Annotated in this window: 16 protein-coding genes and 1 other annotated feature; of the genes, 14 read left to right on the plus strand and 2 right to left on the minus strand. The window is 41.7% G+C overall.

The features are described 5' to 3' along the window. From nrdR to thrS, 4 genes are all read left to right on the plus strand, one after another. Positions 1–462, plus strand: coding sequence for a transcriptional regulator NrdR (gene nrdR / locus E2R51_RS01125; protein WP_133375188.1), 462 nt, complete (start codon positions 1–3; stop codon positions 460–462). A gap of 69 nt (positions 463–531) precedes the next feature. After that, entirely contained in the window at positions 532–1,974 is a 1,443-nt protein-coding gene (locus E2R51_RS01130) for a replication initiation and membrane attachment family protein (RefSeq protein WP_133375189.1), read from the plus strand. Then, the gene (gene dnaI, locus E2R51_RS01135; RefSeq protein WP_133375190.1) at positions 1,961–2,896 is read left to right on the plus strand and encodes a primosomal protein DnaI; all 936 of its coding nucleotides are present in this window, start codon (positions 1,961–1,963) and stop codon (positions 2,894–2,896) included. Before E2R51_RS01130 ends, dnaI begins: the two co-directional genes overlap by 14 nt. 80 nt (positions 2,897–2,976) lie before the next feature. After that, positions 2,977–3,207 (plus strand) — a binding site (T-box leader). A 162-nt stretch (positions 3,208–3,369) separates the two neighbouring features. Next, on the plus strand, positions 3,370–5,304 hold the full coding sequence (thrS, locus tag E2R51_RS01140) for a threonine--tRNA ligase (protein WP_133375191.1): 1,935 nt from the start codon (positions 3,370–3,372) through the stop codon (positions 5,302–5,304). Between the two features lie 46 nt (positions 5,305–5,350). Here the strand turns inward: thrS and E2R51_RS01145 are convergent, their stop codons facing one another. Next, positions 5,351–5,815 carry a YusW family protein gene (locus tag E2R51_RS01145; protein WP_133375192.1) on the minus strand — a complete coding sequence of 155 codons (465 nt, stop codon included), beginning with the start codon at positions 5,813–5,815 and terminating at the stop codon, positions 5,351–5,353. A gap of 402 nt (positions 5,816–6,217) precedes the next feature. Between E2R51_RS01145 and infC the strand changes: the two genes are divergently transcribed. The 7 genes from infC (at position 6,218) to E2R51_RS01180 (ending at position 10,046) form a co-directional block, all read left to right on the plus strand. Beyond that, positions 6,218–6,733: a translation initiation factor IF-3 gene (gene infC, locus E2R51_RS01150; protein ID WP_240732974.1), complete on the plus strand. Its 516-nt coding sequence runs from the start codon at positions 6,218–6,220 to the stop codon at positions 6,731–6,733. A gap of 22 nt (positions 6,734–6,755) precedes the next feature. Beyond that, positions 6,756–6,944 carry a 50S ribosomal protein L35 gene (gene rpmI, locus E2R51_RS01155; protein ID WP_133375194.1) on the plus strand — a complete coding sequence of 63 codons (189 nt, stop codon included), beginning with the start codon at positions 6,756–6,758 and terminating at the stop codon, positions 6,942–6,944. 45 nt (positions 6,945–6,989) lie between these two features. After that, entirely contained in the window at positions 6,990–7,349 is a 360-nt protein-coding gene (rplT, locus tag E2R51_RS01160; protein WP_133375195.1) for a 50S ribosomal protein L20, read from the plus strand. 125 nt (positions 7,350–7,474) lie between these two features. After that, positions 7,475–7,756, plus strand: coding sequence for a DUF1294 domain-containing protein (locus tag E2R51_RS01165; protein ID WP_240732934.1), 282 nt, complete (start codon positions 7,475–7,477; stop codon positions 7,754–7,756). A gap of 58 nt (positions 7,757–7,814) precedes the next feature. Further along, the gene (locus tag E2R51_RS01170) at positions 7,815–8,300 is read left to right on the plus strand and encodes a dUTP diphosphatase (protein WP_133375196.1); all 486 of its coding nucleotides are present in this window, start codon (positions 7,815–7,817) and stop codon (positions 8,298–8,300) included. Positions 8,301–8,464: 164 nt separating this feature from the next. Beyond that, positions 8,465–9,523 carry a M42 family metallopeptidase gene (locus E2R51_RS01175; protein WP_240732975.1) on the plus strand — a complete coding sequence of 353 codons (1,059 nt, stop codon included), beginning with the start codon at positions 8,465–8,467 and terminating at the stop codon, positions 9,521–9,523. Between the two features lie 70 nt (positions 9,524–9,593). Further along, a complete protein-coding gene (locus E2R51_RS01180) occupies positions 9,594–10,046 on the plus strand; it encodes a small multi-drug export protein (RefSeq protein WP_133375198.1) in 453 nt (150 codons plus the stop codon). 111 nt (positions 10,047–10,157) lie between these two features. Here E2R51_RS01180 and sspI read toward each other — a convergent pair whose 3' ends face one another. Next, on the minus strand, positions 10,158–10,367 hold the full coding sequence (gene sspI, locus E2R51_RS01185; protein ID WP_133375199.1) for a small acid-soluble spore protein SspI: 210 nt from the start codon (positions 10,365–10,367) through the stop codon (positions 10,158–10,160). Positions 10,368–10,482: 115 nt separating this feature from the next. Here sspI and E2R51_RS01190 point away from each other — a divergent pair, with 115 nt between their 5' ends. The 3 genes from E2R51_RS01190 to pheT all read left to right on the plus strand — a co-directional run bounded on the left by E2R51_RS01190 (position 10,483) and on the right by pheT (position 15,154). Next, positions 10,483–11,247, plus strand: a complete 765-nt coding sequence (locus E2R51_RS01190) for a TrmH family RNA methyltransferase (RefSeq protein ID WP_133375200.1) — start codon at positions 10,483–10,485, stop codon at positions 11,245–11,247. Between the two features lie 434 nt (positions 11,248–11,681). Then, positions 11,682–12,725 (plus strand): phenylalanine--tRNA ligase subunit alpha, encoded by a 1,044-nt coding sequence (gene pheS, locus E2R51_RS01195; RefSeq protein ID WP_133375201.1) that lies wholly within the window; start codon positions 11,682–11,684, stop codon positions 12,723–12,725. A gap of 14 nt (positions 12,726–12,739) precedes the next feature. After that, entirely contained in the window at positions 12,740–15,154 is a 2,415-nt protein-coding gene (pheT, locus tag E2R51_RS01200; RefSeq protein WP_133375202.1) for a phenylalanine--tRNA ligase subunit beta, read from the plus strand. Positions 15,155–15,244: the final 90 nt, after the last annotated feature.

The following is a 15,244-nucleotide window of genomic DNA, read 5'->3' on the forward strand; positions in this document are numbered from 1 at the left end:
ATGAAATGCCCGTCGTGTCATGAAAGTACGACAAGAGTCATTGATTCCAGACAAATTGATGAGGGAAAAGCGATTCGCAGGAGAAGAGAATGCGAATCTTGCCAATACCGCTTCACTACATTTGAAAAAGTGGAGGAAATTCCTTTAATTGTCGTTAAAAAAGATGGAATTCGTGAAGAATTCAGCCGCGAGAAAATTTTGCGCGGGCTGATTAAGGCGTGTGAAAAACGTCCTGTTCCGTTTGAAGAACTGGAAAAAGTCGCTTCATCCATTGAGAGGGAACTTAGAAATCAGGGTGTTTCAGAGACACCTTCTGTCGATATCGGCGAAATGGTAATGGATCGTTTAACAAAGGTTGATGAAGTGGCCTATGTGCGATTTGCGTCTGTGTACCGTCAGTTTAAAGATATCAATGTATTTATAGAAGAATTAAAAGAACTGATGAATAAAGAACGAGCATAAGGGTGCGTAAAGTAACCCTTAGCTCTTTTTTTGTCTATTGTTTACAAAAGGGAAGGACCGGTTAAAACCATGACAAACATGTGGAGAGAAGTTCAGCCAACAGATGAATATCGCGTTCAGTTGAACGGTATGCTGCATGAAAGCGATCGATCCATTCTGCAGCTTTTGTACCAGCCGCTGGTTGGAGCAGCTTCCATCAGCTTATATTCACTGTTGTGGGAAGAAGTGCAGCGCAACCAGCTTGAAAGCGCACCGGTCAATCATGCTACGCTTCTTAGTATGCTGTCGGCTTCAATTGAATCTATTTTTGAAGCACGCATTCATCTTGAAGGGATGGGTCTGTTAAAAACGTTTGTTAAAGGCGGAGATAAAAAAGAATTTCTTTATCAGCTTCAGCCTCCTTTAAAACCGAATGAATTTTTTGAGGATCCCATGTTAAGTGTTTTCCTTTACAGGCAGGTTGGCAACAGCCAGTTTCAGCGCTTAAAGCAGCATTTTGTTGTGCCGTTTGAAGATTTAACTTCATACCGGGAAATCACGCGATCATTCCAGGATGTCTACGCATCAGAAGCATTGATTAAAAGAGTTCCGGAACTGACTCAAGACAGGGAAAAGAACGAAATGGTCCTGTTTGAATCAGTCAATAGTGGAATCGACACAGATTTTGCTTCATTTGACTTTCATTTGCTGCTAGCGGGCCTTTCAGAAATGATGGTTCCGAGAAAAGCCATCACCTATCCCGTGAAAAGTATGATTGCAAAGCTCGCAGCACTTTATGGATTAAACGAAATAGAAATGAAAAGCGTTATTATGAGTGCAGTGAATGAAGAAAATGAAATTGACATTGAATCACTGCGAAAAGCAGCCAGGGATTTTTATCAGCTTCATCAGAGTCAGACGCTGCCCAAACTGAAGTCTGTCACAAATGAAGCAGATAAAATAGAGCAGCCTTCCGGACTGGGACAGGGAAATGAGTCAGACTTAATTTACTATTTAGAACAGGCTTCACCAGTGCAGGTGCTGAAAGATGCATCAAATGGGGTTGAGCCTTCTAAGTCAGAATTGGCCCTGATAGAAGATTTGCTTTACCAGAAGAATCTACCGTCCGGTGTGGTGAACGTACTCCTGCAGTTTGTGCTTATTCGGACTGATATGAAGCTGACTAAAGGATTTGTCGAGCAAATTGCGAACCATTGGGTAAGGTCTGAAATCTCTACAGTTGAGTCTGCTATGGAGCTGGCAAAAACGGAGTACAAGAAATACATGGAATGGAAAGAAGAAACAAAAAACGGCACAAAAAAACGCAAAAGCAATAAAACCATTCGAAAAGAAAAACTGCCAGATTGGTTTAAAGCCCGACAAGAAGCTGATAAAGAGAATGACAGCAGTAAATTGCCTTCAGAAAAAACAAAAACGCCAGAGGATGCTGAATTTGAAGAGAAGAAACGCCGGTATTTGGAAAAACGTCGGCTAAAGAAGCGTGAGGCAGGTGAAAATAATGGATCCTATTAACCGCACGATCAAGCAATTGGCTGGGTCGGATCGATTTCAGGAACGGTATAATGCAATGAAAAAAGAAATAGTAAGCAATACAGAAGTGCAGCAGTTTTTCGAACAGCATAAGGAAGAGCTGGCCCCAAATGCACTTGATCAGGGAATGATCAAGCTATATGAATTCATCAATCGTTCCAGTGCCTGCAAAAGCTGCCCTAGTCTTGAGCAATGCATTAACACAATGGGCGGCTATGAGCCCAAAATCATAATCCAGAGCGGTCTGATTGACTTGGAATACCATCGGTGCCCGCGCAAAATAGCCCATGAGGAACAGCGACGTACAGAAACACTGATTCAGAGTATGTATGTGCCGAAAGATGTTCTGCGCGCAACGCTGGATGATGTGGAATTAGACAGCGACCACCGCATCCATGTCCATGAAATGGCGGATGAAATTGTCGACCGCTTAATTCATGATAAAGATCATTTTAAGGGATTATTTATATATGGAGATTTTGGAGTCGGCAAAAGTTATATTCTTGGAGCTATTGCAAATGAGTTAAAGAAAAATAACCGGGCAAGTTTTATCTTGTATTTTCCTGAGTTTTTAAGGGAAATGAAGCAGTCAATTGGCGACCAATCATTCACAAGCAAAATGGAGGCCGTAAAGAAATCGTCCATTCTCATGCTCGATGACATTGGAGCTGAATCCTTATCAAGCTGGGCTCGTGATGAAGTGCTGGGAACCATTTTACAATATCGTATGGCAGAAGAGCTCCCGACCTTCTTTACCTCCAATTTTGATTATAAGGGACTTGAGCATCATTTAACCTATTCCCAGCGCGGGGAAGAAGAACCGATTAAGGCTGCCCGCATCATGGAACGAATTAAACACTTAACAATTCCAGTTCATATGGAAGGGAAAAACCGCAGAAATTAATTTTTAACTAAATTAACTTGCTTTTGCAATCTGAATCATCTAAAATGACACCTAACCAATCACTTTTTAATACAATAAAATCAACAGTTTTGATAAGGATATGAATCATTATTACGGATCTCAGAGAAAAGGGCCGGCGGCTGAAAGCCCTTTATCACGAATGATGACTTTACCCCCTTTGAACTGTATGAGCGAAGTAACAGTAGTTCATACCGGACGCAGCCCGTTAGCTGAACCAGAGATTCTGACCGTTTTTTTGATCAGAAAGAAGGGTGGAACCACGAGTTTGCTTACCAAGCCTCGTCCCTTTCCAGGGATGGGGCTTTTTTGTGTTTGGCTTTGGTAAACGGGGCTTTTATTGCAGCACGATGGCACTCGCTTTCCCGCTGCATACTGCAGGAGTCTGGCACCTTCAGCATTTCAAAGTGCTTTGTATTTAAAAAGATGATTTAAACTAAGAAGGAGTGAATGAAATGTCAGACGTTATTCAAATTACTTTCCCGGATGGTAATTCAAAAGAGTATCCAAAAGGAACATCAATCGAGAAAATTGCTTCTTCTATCTCTTCAGGACTTAAGAAAAAAGCGATTGCCGGAAAGCTGGATGGCACGGTCATCGATCTTCGGACACCAATTGAAAATGACGGAGCTGTTGAGATTCTTACACCGGATAATGAGGAATCATTGGAAATCATGCGCCACAGCACAGCCCATCTTTTAGCGCAGGCGATCAAACGCTTGTATCCCGATGCCAAACTTGGTGTGGGTCCGGTAATTGAAGGCGGCTTCTACTATGATATTGATACAGAATCTTCTATTTCCACTGAGGATCTTCCGAGAATTGAAAAGGAAATGAAGAAAATTGTCAGTGATAATATTGATGTCGAACGACAAGAGGTAAGCAGAGACGAAGCGATTAGCCGATTTAAAGAAATTGATGATGAATATAAACTTGAACTGATCGATGCCATTCCAGAAGATGAAAAGGTAACAATCTATAAGCAAAGTGAATTCTTCGACCTTTGCAGGGGCATCCATGTTCCCTCCACAAAACATATTAAAGAATTTAAACTGCTTAGCGTAGCGGGGGCATATTGGAGAGGGAACAGTGATAATAAAATGCTTCAGCGAATATATGGAACAGCTTTTTTCAAAAAAGAAGATCTTGATCATCATCTGAAAATGATTGAAGAAGCTAAGGAGCGCGACCACCGCAAGATAGGGAAAGAGCTTGACTTGTTTACAAGTTCTCAGCTTGTCGGCCAGGGGTTGCCGCTGTGGCTTCCTAAAGGAGCTACAATCCGCCGCACAATCGAGCGTTATATTGTGGATAAAGAAATTGCACTCGGCTATGACCATGTCTATACTCCGGTGCTTGGAAGTGCAGATCTTTATAAAACAAGCGGTCACTGGGATCATTATGAAGAAGGCATGTTCCCTCCAATGGAAATGGATAACGAAACACTTGTCCTTCGCCCAATGAACTGTCCCCATCATATGATGGTGTATAAGCAGGATATTCACAGCTACCGTGAGCTTCCGATCCGCATAGCTGAGCTTGGCTTAATGCACCGTTATGAAATGTCAGGCGCGCTGTCCGGACTTCAGCGGGTGAGAGCGATGACATTAAACGATGCCCATATCTTCGCACGGCCTGATCAAATTAAAGAAGAGTTCCAGCGTGTCGTTCGATTAATTGAAGAGGTATATAAAGACTTTGGGCTGAACGATTATAAATTCCGTTTATCTTATCGGGACCCAGAGGATACTGAAAAATATTTTGATGATGATGCGATGTGGAACAAAGCGCAGGCAATGCTCAAAGAGGCGATGGATGAGATGGGCCATGACTACTTTGAAGCGGACGGTGAAGCAGCATTTTACGGTCCGAAATTGGATGTGCAGGTGAAAACGGCAATTGGCAAGGAAGAAACGCTGTCAACGGTTCAGCTGGATTTCTTATTGCCTGAGCGCTTCGATCTTAACTATATTGGAGAAGACGGCAAACAGCATCGTCCGGTTGTCATCCACCGTGGTGTGGTTTCCACAATGGAACGATTTGTCGCATTTCTAATTGAAGAATATAAAGGAGCTCTTCCGACTTGGCTTGCTCCTGTTCAGGTACAAGTCATTCCCGTTTCACCAAATGTTCACCTGGATTATGCTAAAAAAGTTCAAGATGAACTTCGTTTAAATGGAGCGAGAGTTGAATTAGATTTACGCGATGAAAAGATGGGCTACAAAATTAGGGAAGCACAAATGAAGAAGATTCCTTATATGCTTGTTGTGGGAGATCAGGAAATGGAAAATGGAGAAGTCAACGTTCGCAAATACAGTGAACAAAGTTCCGAAACTATTTCACTTGATGCTTTTAGTTCTATGTTAACAAACGAAGCTCAAAAAAAATAATATAAAAAGCGACTGGATGATTTATTATCCAGTCGCTTTTTTAATACTATTTCTCATATTCTTTTTCAGCTCCGTCTTCATGGGTAATTTCTATTTCAATGGATTGAAAACCATCTTCTACTTCAAAGTCTTCCATAACCCTTTTGATAACTTCCTCATCAGAAGTCTCAGCGTTAATATCCAGAGAGCTTAAAACAGGTTCTATTTCCTGGTATGCTTCGTCACCTGAAAGCAGCAGCATATTGCGCTGGTCTTCATATAAGGCTTTAACAGTATCTTTTTCCATATAGGAAACCTCAAAGTCATTTTCAGTACCTTCGTAATCAACTTCCATCTCAAATTTTTTAAGTGAAATAGATGGGGAAGTATCCGATTCGCCGTTTGCTGTTTCTGTTTGTTTTTCCTCTGCTGAAGCAGCCGGTTCTGACACTGTTTCATCTTCCCCGCCGCTGCAAGCTGTCATAAAAGCAATTGAGACAGCAATTATTAATGATATCAACCATCTGTTCATAAAAATTCCTCCAATATTTTTATAATACTTATGCTTCCTTATTTCCTTTTTTAAATGTTTTAAACAAATTGATGTTGCAAGGCGCCGATTCTTCTGTTATGATCAAACATGTTGATTAACCAAAAGGGATTGACAAGCCCTTGTGATTAGATTACAATTACAAGAGTGAATTGAATACAAGTTTTGTGGTAAAAGTAGAGGCAACCCGCTTCTCACCTGATTGGCGCTTTTTGACAGCTGCTAATAGGTAACACGTGATCGTATTGTACAAGTATGTATGATAAACACTGGATGCGGGAGACAATTAAGTTTCCGGCTTTTTTTGTGTGATCATTTAGATAAGGTTGCACAGATACTTACACCCAAATCGTATTCGCGACATCAATCCGGAGGTGGATTACTATTAGCAAAGATGCATTATTAAACGAAGGTATTCGTGCACGTGAAGTACGTCTGATCGATCAAAATGGTGAACAGCTTGGGATTAAATCCAAGAATGAAGCTTTGGAGATTGCAGCTCGTGTAAACCTTGATGTAGTACTTGTTGCTCCGAATGCAAAACCGCCAGTAGCGCGTATTATGGACTACGGCAAGTTCAAATTCGAACAGCAAAAGAAAGACAAAGAAGCGCGTAAAAATCAAAAAATCATTAATTTGAAGGAAGTGCGCCTAAGCCCGACCATCGAAGAACATGATTTCAATACAAAGCTTCGCAATGCCCGCAAGTTCCTTGAAAAAGGAGATAAAGTAAAAGCATCCATTCGCTTCCGCGGACGTGCAATTACGCATAAGGAAATCGGACAGCGTGTACTTGAGCGTTTTGCTGAAGCATGCAAAGACGTTTCCACCGTTGAAACAAAGCCTAAAATGGATGGCCGAAGCATGTTTCTCATGCTGGCACCAACGAACGAAAAGTAATGTTTTAAGGAGGATAATACTCATGCCAAAAATGAAAACTCACCGCGGATCAGCTAAGCGTTTCAAAAAGACAGGATCTGGAAAGCTTAAGCGTTCACGCGCGTTCACAAGTCACCTTTTCGCTAACAAATCAACAAAAGCTAAACGTAAACTACGTAAAGGCTCAACGGTTTCAGCTGGCGATTACAAACGCATCAAGCACATGATCTAATTTAAAACTAAAAAAAGCACAACGATTTATTAGGAGGTTATTAATATGCCACGTGTTAAAGGTGGAATCGTTTCACGTAAACGTAGAAAAAGAGTTCTTAAACTCGCTAAAGGGTATTACGGTTCAAAACATACTCTTTATAAAGTAGCTAATCAACAGGTAATGAAGTCAGGAAACTATGCTTTCCGTGACCGTCGCCAAAAGAAACGTGATTTCCGTAAGCTATGGATCACTCGTATCAATGCAGCAGCCCGCACAAATGGTCTTTCATACAGCCGTTTAATGCACGGACTTAAGCTTGCTGGTATCGAAGTAAACCGTAAAATGCTTGCTGAACTTGCAGTTGCTGACGACAAAGCATTCGCTCAATTGGCTGATGCTGCGAAAGATCAACTTAACAAGTAAGCTATATCTGGGCTGTCCTTAGCGGGGCAGCCTTTTTTCATTATTCCAGCGTGTCGCTGAGCTTCTGCAGCGAAAATCAACCGCTGCTAGTTACAAAGCTGTTTTTATAAAAGGGGGCGTGGAAAGTGAATGGAATACCGATTGATTTTATTTTTCTTATTTATCTTGGCATTATGTCTATTATCGGCTTCTTTACTATGAGGGCAGACAAAGAACGAGCGAAAAAAAATCAATACAGGATTGCAGAAAATACTTTATGGGGAATTACCATTCTTGGAGGAGCAGCAGGCACTTACTTCGGGATGAAAACATTCCGTCATAAAACAAAACGGCCTGCATTTAAATTTGGCCTGCCATTCTTTTTTCTCGTTTACCTTATTCTCATTGTATTCCTCCTTATTAAATAACCTGTCATGCTGGAAAATAAAAATCTGATACACTAGTAATTGAAAGGACGTGAGGAACATGCTCGATTGGGAAAAATTGTATCGTATGCAGCTTGAGCTGGATACTTTTATTGAAAAAGAAAAGGATTTAGAGAAAGAATCGCTCTTTGATAAAAAAGTCGTAGCGTTATTTGTTGAACTGGGAGAACTAGCTAATGAAACACGGTGTTTTAAGTTTTGGAGCGATAAAGCGCCCTCAGAACGCTCCATCATTTTAGAAGAATACGTAGATGGAGTTCACTTCCTGCTATCACTCGGTCTTGAGAAAAATCTTCGGTATAACCTGACGGCAATATCAGCAGGAGAGGATTTATCTCTGCAGTTTAAACAAATTTACGGAGCGATTCATGTATTTGCTCAATCGCCTGTACAGGAAACGTACAATGCTCTTTGGAATCAATACCTTTCAATTGGTAAGAACCTGGGGTTTAATGAACAGGAAATTATTGAAGCATATATTGAAAAAAATGAAGTAAATGTGATCCGTCAGAAGCAGGGATATTAAAAACACGGAAGTGTTACAGAGATTTTCGGATCCCCTCAATACTTGGAATGAAACCACTTTCAATTTGTTTTGTGAATGAAATGGGGCAATGGTATAATTTTAAGTGCAACAATATTAGGGAGGCGAAATTTTTGTCGAATTTACATTTAAATGAACAATTAACGATGCTTAAGGATTTGACGGATGCAAAAGGAATACCGGGTAACGAACGTGAGCCGCGGGAAGTCATGAAAAAATACATAGCACCATTTGCTGATGAAACAACGACAGATGGGATCGGCAGTTTGATTGCAAAAAAAATCGGTAAAGAAGATGGACCAAGGGTAATGGTCGCAGGTCACCTGGACGAAGTTGGGTTTATGATTACGCAGATTGATGATAAAGGATTCCTGAAGTTTCAAACCGTCGGCGGATGGTGGTCTCAGGTTATGCTGGCACAGCGTGTAACCATCGTGACAAAAAAAGGCGATATTACAGGTGTTATCGGTTCAAAGCCGCCTCATATCCTGCCTCCGGAAGCACGCAAAAAACCGGTGGATATTAAAGATATGTTTATTGATATCGGTGCCTCTTCAAGGGAAGAAGCAGCAGAATGGGGGGTTACACCGGGTGACATGGCAGTTCCTTATTTTGAATTCACAGTAATGAATAATGAGAAGATGCTGCTTGCGAAGGCATGGGATAATCGAATTGGGTGTGCCATTGCAATCGATGTATTCCGGTCACTTAAAGGTGTGGATCATCCAAATGAAGTGTTTGGAGTTGGTACGGTTCAGGAGGAAGTCGGCCTGAGAGGTGCGAGAACGGCTGCCACAGTAATTAAGCCTGATATAGGAATAGCTGTGGATGTTGGAATCGCAGGTGATACTCCGGGCGTTACATCGAAAGAGGCTTCTTCAAAAATGGGTGATGGTCCGCAAATTATTTTGTATGATGCATCAATGGTCGGCCATAAAGGATTGCGGGATTTTATTACGAATATTGCAGATGAGCACGGCATTCCTTATCAATTTGACGCCATTGCCGGCGGAGGCACAGATGCCGGTTCAATCCATTTAGCTGCTAATGGGGCTCCATCTATTGCTATTACAGTTGCATCACGCTATATTCATTCTCACGCAGCGATGATTCATAAGGATGATTATGAAAATGCTGTAAAATTAATTGTTGAGGTTATTAAAAAACTTGACCGGGATACAGTAAACTCCATTACATTCGAATAAATTGATTGTGCGGCTCTATCTCTAATTGGTATGATGAGATAGAGTCTTTTTTTGGAAGGAGATACCAAAAATGATTATTTTTGAATATGTATTAATTTTTCTTGCTGCGGCAACCCCCTGGCTTGAAATTGCTCTTGTTATCCCGCTTGGAATCGTAAGAGGACATTCCCCGTTCCTGGTCATCCTTATCGCGTTTCTAGGGAATATGCTCACAGTTGCGTTGCTTGTTGTAATGTTTGAGCGGGTGAAGGAATACTTTGCGAAAAAGGCAAAGGGCGAAAAACCTAAAAATAAACGGCAGCAGAGGGCTGCACGCATTTGGAATAAATATGGCCTGCCTGGATTGGCCATGCTCGGTCCGATATTAATCGGCACCCATATCGCCGCTTTTATCGGTATGAGTCTGGGAGCTGAAAAAAGATGGACCCTCATCTGGTCTACGATCAGTATTTTAGTATGGTCGCTGATATTTGGAATAGCAACCATGATGGGCTTTGATTTTTTCGTAAGAGAACAGGTTTAATCTTATTGGCTTGATAACGTGGATGTTGATTACTGCTGAAGGTATTCAACAGAGCTTACTTAAGCTGAAAAACAAAGACAGCTGACGATTATTCGCCAGCTGTCTTCATTTTTAATGCTGCAATCCTGTTTCCAATGTTTGAATCATTTGATCGCGGTCTTCCTTTGAGCTTTTATTCCATATAAGCTCAAACAAAACACCAAGACCCGGAAGAAGATGCTCTTCCTGGCGTTCAATTGAATCGACAATGGTTGCTTCTAGTTCTTGGGGAGAATTATCCTTTACGTTATGAATAACTGTTTTTCGGATATTTAAATCCATGGTTAAAACCTCCTTTTAAATTAGAGCTTTTTTATTTTCTCCAGTGAAGCCCTTTTTTATCCCTGGGTGCTTGTATATAATAAAGAAATCGAATGAAGATGAAAGAAGGAATACAATGAATTTTTTGCAATCATTACAAAATCCGCATGTGAAAGCATGGAAAAAACTTTCCACAAAAAAAGGACGCGATCAATCAGGGTTATTTTTAGTTGAGGGTTTTCATTTAGTGGAGGAAGCACTCAAATCCCGGGCTGAGGTACAGGAAATCATTGTCCGTGAGGGAACGGAACTTCCAGCCCATTTTTACATTGACACGATTGACATAACGACGGTTACCGATGAAATAGCGCAGGCTATTGCGGAAACTGAGCATACACAGGGTGTATTTGCGGTATGTAAACAGGAGTTGCAGGACTTTCCATCACTGGGGGCACAGCGCATTTTGCTCATAGATTCCGTTCAGGATCCAGGGAATATCGGTACAATGATTCGTACCGCAGATGCTGCTGGAATGGATGCAGTTATTTTAGGAAAAGGTTCTGCTGATCCTTATAATGCAAAGGTGCTGCGTTCCGCCCAGGGAAGTCATTTTCATCTGCCCATAATCAAAATGGATCTGCAGCCGGTTATTGATGATGTGAAAAAGCGTGAGATTGCCGTTTACGGGACCTCTTTAGAAGGGGGCAGATCCTATACATCAATTGAACCGGGAGCTCCTTTTGCATTAATAATGGGAAATGAAGGATCAGGCGTTAAACAGGAATGGCTTGAGCAAACGGAACAAAATTTGTTTATTCCTCTCTTTGGTAAAAGCGAGTCACTAAATGTTGCCGTCGCCTCAGGTGTGCTGTTATACCATTTAAGAGGACAATTGCAATAAAAGGGTTTGAAACATGCCTAAAGTAGTTTATACTAATAACGAATTAATATTAAAAACACTGACGGAGAAAAGTAGCCAGGTATGACCATTTAGAGAGAGCTGCCCCCAGACTGAAAGGGCGCTTATGGAAGACTTGAGTGAAGTTCACCTCCTGAGTTGACATCGGGACCACAAGCTTTTGTGTAAAGATGCTCCGGCTGCGAATGGCCGTTATCCAATGATGAGTGAGCAGATTTTTATGCTAACTAGGGTGGTACCACGGAATTCAAAGCGCTTCGTCCCTAACCTTTAGGGGGGAAGTGCTTTTTTGCGTTCTTTTTTACTTGTTGGCTTTGTTAAACGTGACTGTTGATTTCCCCAGAAGACTCAACGGTATACAAAAAATTTAACAAACCTAAACACTTAAACGAATCATTAAAAGGAGGAATCATGATATGGAAGAGAAATTAAAACAGCTTCATCAGGAAGCGTCGGAAAAAGTTAAACAATCAACAGAACTAAAAGAATTAAATGAAGTTCGGGTTGCTTATCTTGGTAAAAAAGGTCCGATTACGGAAGTATTAAAAGGGATGGGAAAGCTTTCAGCTGAGGAACGTCCGAAAATGGGCGCTCTAGCCAATGAGGTTCGTGATTCCATTGCAAGTGCCATTGAATCCAAGCAGCAGGCACTTGAAGCAGCTGCTATTGAAAAGAAATTAGAGCAGGAAACCATTGATGTAACGCTGCCTGGACTTCCTGTTAAAGTGGGAACACACCATCCGCTAACGAGTGTGATTGAAGAAATTGAAGACTTGTTTATTTCAATGGGATACAAAATTGAAGAAGGGCCGGAAGTGGAAAAAGATTATTATAATTTCGAAGCACTTAATCTGCCCAAAGGCCACCCTGCAAGGGATATGCAGGATTCATTTTATATCACAGAGGATATCCTGCTCCGTACTCATACATCGCCTGTCCAGGCAAGAACGATGGAGCGCCACGGGGGTAAGGGGCCTGTAAAAATTATTTGCCCTGGTAAAGTGTACAGACGTGATAATGATGATGCGACTCACTCGCATCAATTTATGCAGATTGAAGGGCTTGTCGTTGATGAAAATATCAGGATGAGTGATTTAAAAGGAACCTTGAATTTGTTCGCTAAAAAATTATTTGGAGAAGAACGTGAAATTCGTCTGCGTCCAAGTTTCTTTCCGTTTACAGAACCATCTGTGGAGATGGATATTTCATGTAAGATATGCGGCGGCAAGGGCTGCAGCGTATGTAAAGGCACAGGATGGATTGAAATTCTCGGAGCTGGTATGGTTCATCCGAATGTACTTGAAATGGCAGGATTTGATTCTGAAAAGTACACCGGTTTTGCTTTTGGAATGGGACCTGAACGAATTGCGATGCTGAAATACGGAATCGATGATATCCGCCACTACTATACAAACGACTATCGTTTCTTAACACAATTTGGCCGTGCGGAATTTAACTAAAAGGAGGTAATGACATGTTTGTATCATATAAATGGCTTGAGGATTATGTGGATTTATCAGATATTACACCAGATGAACTGGCAGAAAAAATCACACGTTCAGGAATTGAAGTAGAAGGTGTGGAGGTGCCGTCAAAAGGCATCGAAAATGTTGTAATCGGACATGTGCTGTCATGTGAAAAACATCCGGAAGCGGATAAATTGAATATTTGCAAAGTGGATGTGGGGGAGGAAGAACCCGTCCAGATTATTTGTGGAGCAGCAAACGTAGGAAAAGGCCAAAAGGTTGCAGTGGCTAAAGTAGGTGCTGTTCTGCCGGGGGATTTTAAAATAAAGAAAGCGAAGCTTCGCGGCGAAGCATCTAATGGCATGATTTGTTCACTTCAGGAACTTGGAATTGAAGGCAAGCTTGTTCCTAAAGAGTTTTCTGAAGGTATTTTCAATTTCCCCAAGGATGCGATTGTTGGGGAAGATGCTTTACAAGCACTTGCGCTGGATGACTCAATCCTCGAGCTTGGACTTACTCCCAACCGGGCTGATGCTATGAGTATGCTTGGTGTAGCATATGAAGCAGGAGCGATTTTAGATCGTCCGGTCAAACTTCCTGATCTTGAATACAAAATGCATTCTGATGAGGCTTCAAGCCTCGTTACGGTTGAAGTGGAAGCGGAGGATCAAAACCCGGTTTATCTGGCTAAAGTGATTCGCAATATTAAAATCGGTCCATCTCCTCAGTGGATGCAAAGCAGGCTGATTGCTTCTGGAATCCGGCCGCATAACAATGTCGTTGATATAACAAACTATGTTTTACTTGAATATGGTCAGCCTCTGCATGCATTTGATTTAGATAAATTAAAAACAAATAAAATACTTGTTCGTTTGGCACATGAAGGTGAGAAGATTGAAACACTGGATGATACAGTTCGGGAATTAAAATCCCACCATCTTGTGATTACAAACGGGGAAGAGCCTGTAGCGATTGCCGGCGTGATGGGTGGAGCCAACAGTGAAGTAACCGATTCGACCACCTCAGTACTGATTGAATCCGCTTATTTTGCACCTTCTGCAATCCGTCAGGCATCCAAAGACCATGGCCTAAGAAGTGAGGCAAGCTCAAGGTTCGAAAAAGGAGTAGATCCAAATCGTGTTAAACCGGCAGCTGAACGTGCTGCCCAGCTGCTTACCCTGTATGCGCAGGGAGAGGTTTTAACAGGAACTGCAGCTCACGATAAAATGGATAAGTCGGAAAAACAAATTTCAATTACGCTTGAAAAAATTAATCGTGTTCTCGGCATGTCATTAACAGCAGAAGAAGTACTGGATTTGTTCCGAAGACTGCAGATTGAAGCAGCAGCAAATCAGGGCACAATACATGTCTCTGCGCCAACACGCAGGGGAGACCTGTTAATTGAAGAAGATTTAATTGAAGAAGCAGCCCGTTTATACGGATATGATCATATTCCAATGACGCTGCCTGTTCATGAAACGAATCCAGGCGGACTGTCCCCAAGACAAAATAAACGCCGTCTTATTCGACAGGTGCTTGAAGGCGCAGGACTGATGCAGGCCGTCACGTATTCACTGACAAATGATGCAGAAGCCAAAGAATTTGCTTTAGATGTGCGTCAGCCGGTAAAACTGTTAATGCCGATGAGTGAAGAGCGCAGTAACTTGCGGTTAAGTATTGTTCCTCAGCTGCTTGAGAGTGTCTCGTATAATCTGGCCAGACAGCACGATTCAATTGCTTATTATGAATCGGGTTCGGTGTTTTTAAATGAACAAGGGTCAGATCTCCCGCGTGAAGATGAGCATTTGGCTGGAGCGATTACAGGTCTTTGGCAATTCCATGCGTGGCAGGGAGAAAAGAAACCAGTCGATTTTTACGTGCTAAAAGGAATCTTAGATGCCCTATGGGAACGGTTAGGAATTTCTGATCGTATACGGTATGAAAAAGGAAAAGAAGATCAGCTGCACCCGGGACGTACGGCTGCTATTTTCTTTAATGGCGAAAAGATTGGATTCTTAGGCCAGGTTCATCCTTCTAAAGAAAAGGAAATGGATTTAAAGGAAACCTATGTATTTGAAGTGAAACTCGAAGCCATTTATAATTATCAGCCTGATGCGTTAGCTTACAAAGCGATTCCGCGCTATCCATCGATTACTCGTGATATTGCCTTGGTAGTTGAGAGTTCAGTACTGGGCGGCGAACTGGAGCGAATCATTAAGGATGCAGGCGGCACGCTGCTTAAATCGGTTAAGCTGTTTGATTTATACGAAGGAGACAGACTGGAAGAAGGCATGAAATCACTTGCATTCTCACTCGTATATATGGATCCGTCCAGAACACTGACAGATGAAGAAGTGGTGAAAGCGCATGATCGTGTGCTGCAGGCCGTTCAGGAAAAAGCCTCAGCAAAATTACGGGGATAGATTATTCAGCAAAGATAATGTGCATAATTCCTATAAATATAAATCCCGTCTGAAGACATTTTTCAGACGGGATTTTCTTGATTAAATTTT

Source organism: Jeotgalibacillus sp. S-D1 (genome assembly GCF_004358665.1).
Classification (GTDB): Bacteria; Bacillota; Bacilli; order Bacillales; family Jeotgalibacillaceae; genus Jeotgalibacillus.

What these genes read in the sequence shown, in the direction of transcription:
- nrdR (WP_133375188.1), top strand. Translation starts at nt 1, where the DNA reads ATGAAATGCCCGTCGTGTCATGAAAGTACGACAAGAGTCATTGATTCC.
- E2R51_RS01130 (WP_133375189.1), top strand. Translation starts at nt 532, where the DNA reads ATGACAAACATGTGGAGAGAAGTTCAGCCAACAGATGAATATCGCGTT.
- dnaI (WP_133375190.1), top strand. Translation starts at nt 1,961, where the DNA reads ATGGATCCTATTAACCGCACGATCAAGCAATTGGCTGGGTCGGATCGA.
- thrS (WP_133375191.1), top strand. Translation starts at nt 3,370, where the DNA reads ATGTCAGACGTTATTCAAATTACTTTCCCGGATGGTAATTCAAAAGAG.
- E2R51_RS01145 (WP_133375192.1), bottom strand. Translation starts at nt 5,815, where the DNA reads ATGAACAGATGGTTGATATCATTAATAATTGCTGTCTCAATTGCTTTT.
- rpmI (WP_133375194.1), top strand. Translation starts at nt 6,756, where the DNA reads ATGCCAAAAATGAAAACTCACCGCGGATCAGCTAAGCGTTTCAAAAAG.
- rplT (WP_133375195.1), top strand. Translation starts at nt 6,990, where the DNA reads ATGCCACGTGTTAAAGGTGGAATCGTTTCACGTAAACGTAGAAAAAGA.
- E2R51_RS01170 (WP_133375196.1), top strand. Translation starts at nt 7,815, where the DNA reads ATGCTCGATTGGGAAAAATTGTATCGTATGCAGCTTGAGCTGGATACT.
- E2R51_RS01175 (WP_240732975.1), top strand. Translation starts at nt 8,465, where the DNA reads ATGCTTAAGGATTTGACGGATGCAAAAGGAATACCGGGTAACGAACGT.
- E2R51_RS01180 (WP_133375198.1), top strand. Translation starts at nt 9,594, where the DNA reads ATGATTATTTTTGAATATGTATTAATTTTTCTTGCTGCGGCAACCCCC.
- sspI (WP_133375199.1), bottom strand. Translation starts at nt 10,367, where the DNA reads ATGGATTTAAATATCCGAAAAACAGTTATTCATAACGTAAAGGATAAT.
- E2R51_RS01190 (WP_133375200.1), top strand. Translation starts at nt 10,483, where the DNA reads ATGAATTTTTTGCAATCATTACAAAATCCGCATGTGAAAGCATGGAAA.
- pheS (WP_133375201.1), top strand. Translation starts at nt 11,682, where the DNA reads ATGGAAGAGAAATTAAAACAGCTTCATCAGGAAGCGTCGGAAAAAGTT.
- pheT (WP_133375202.1), top strand. Translation starts at nt 12,740, where the DNA reads ATGTTTGTATCATATAAATGGCTTGAGGATTATGTGGATTTATCAGAT.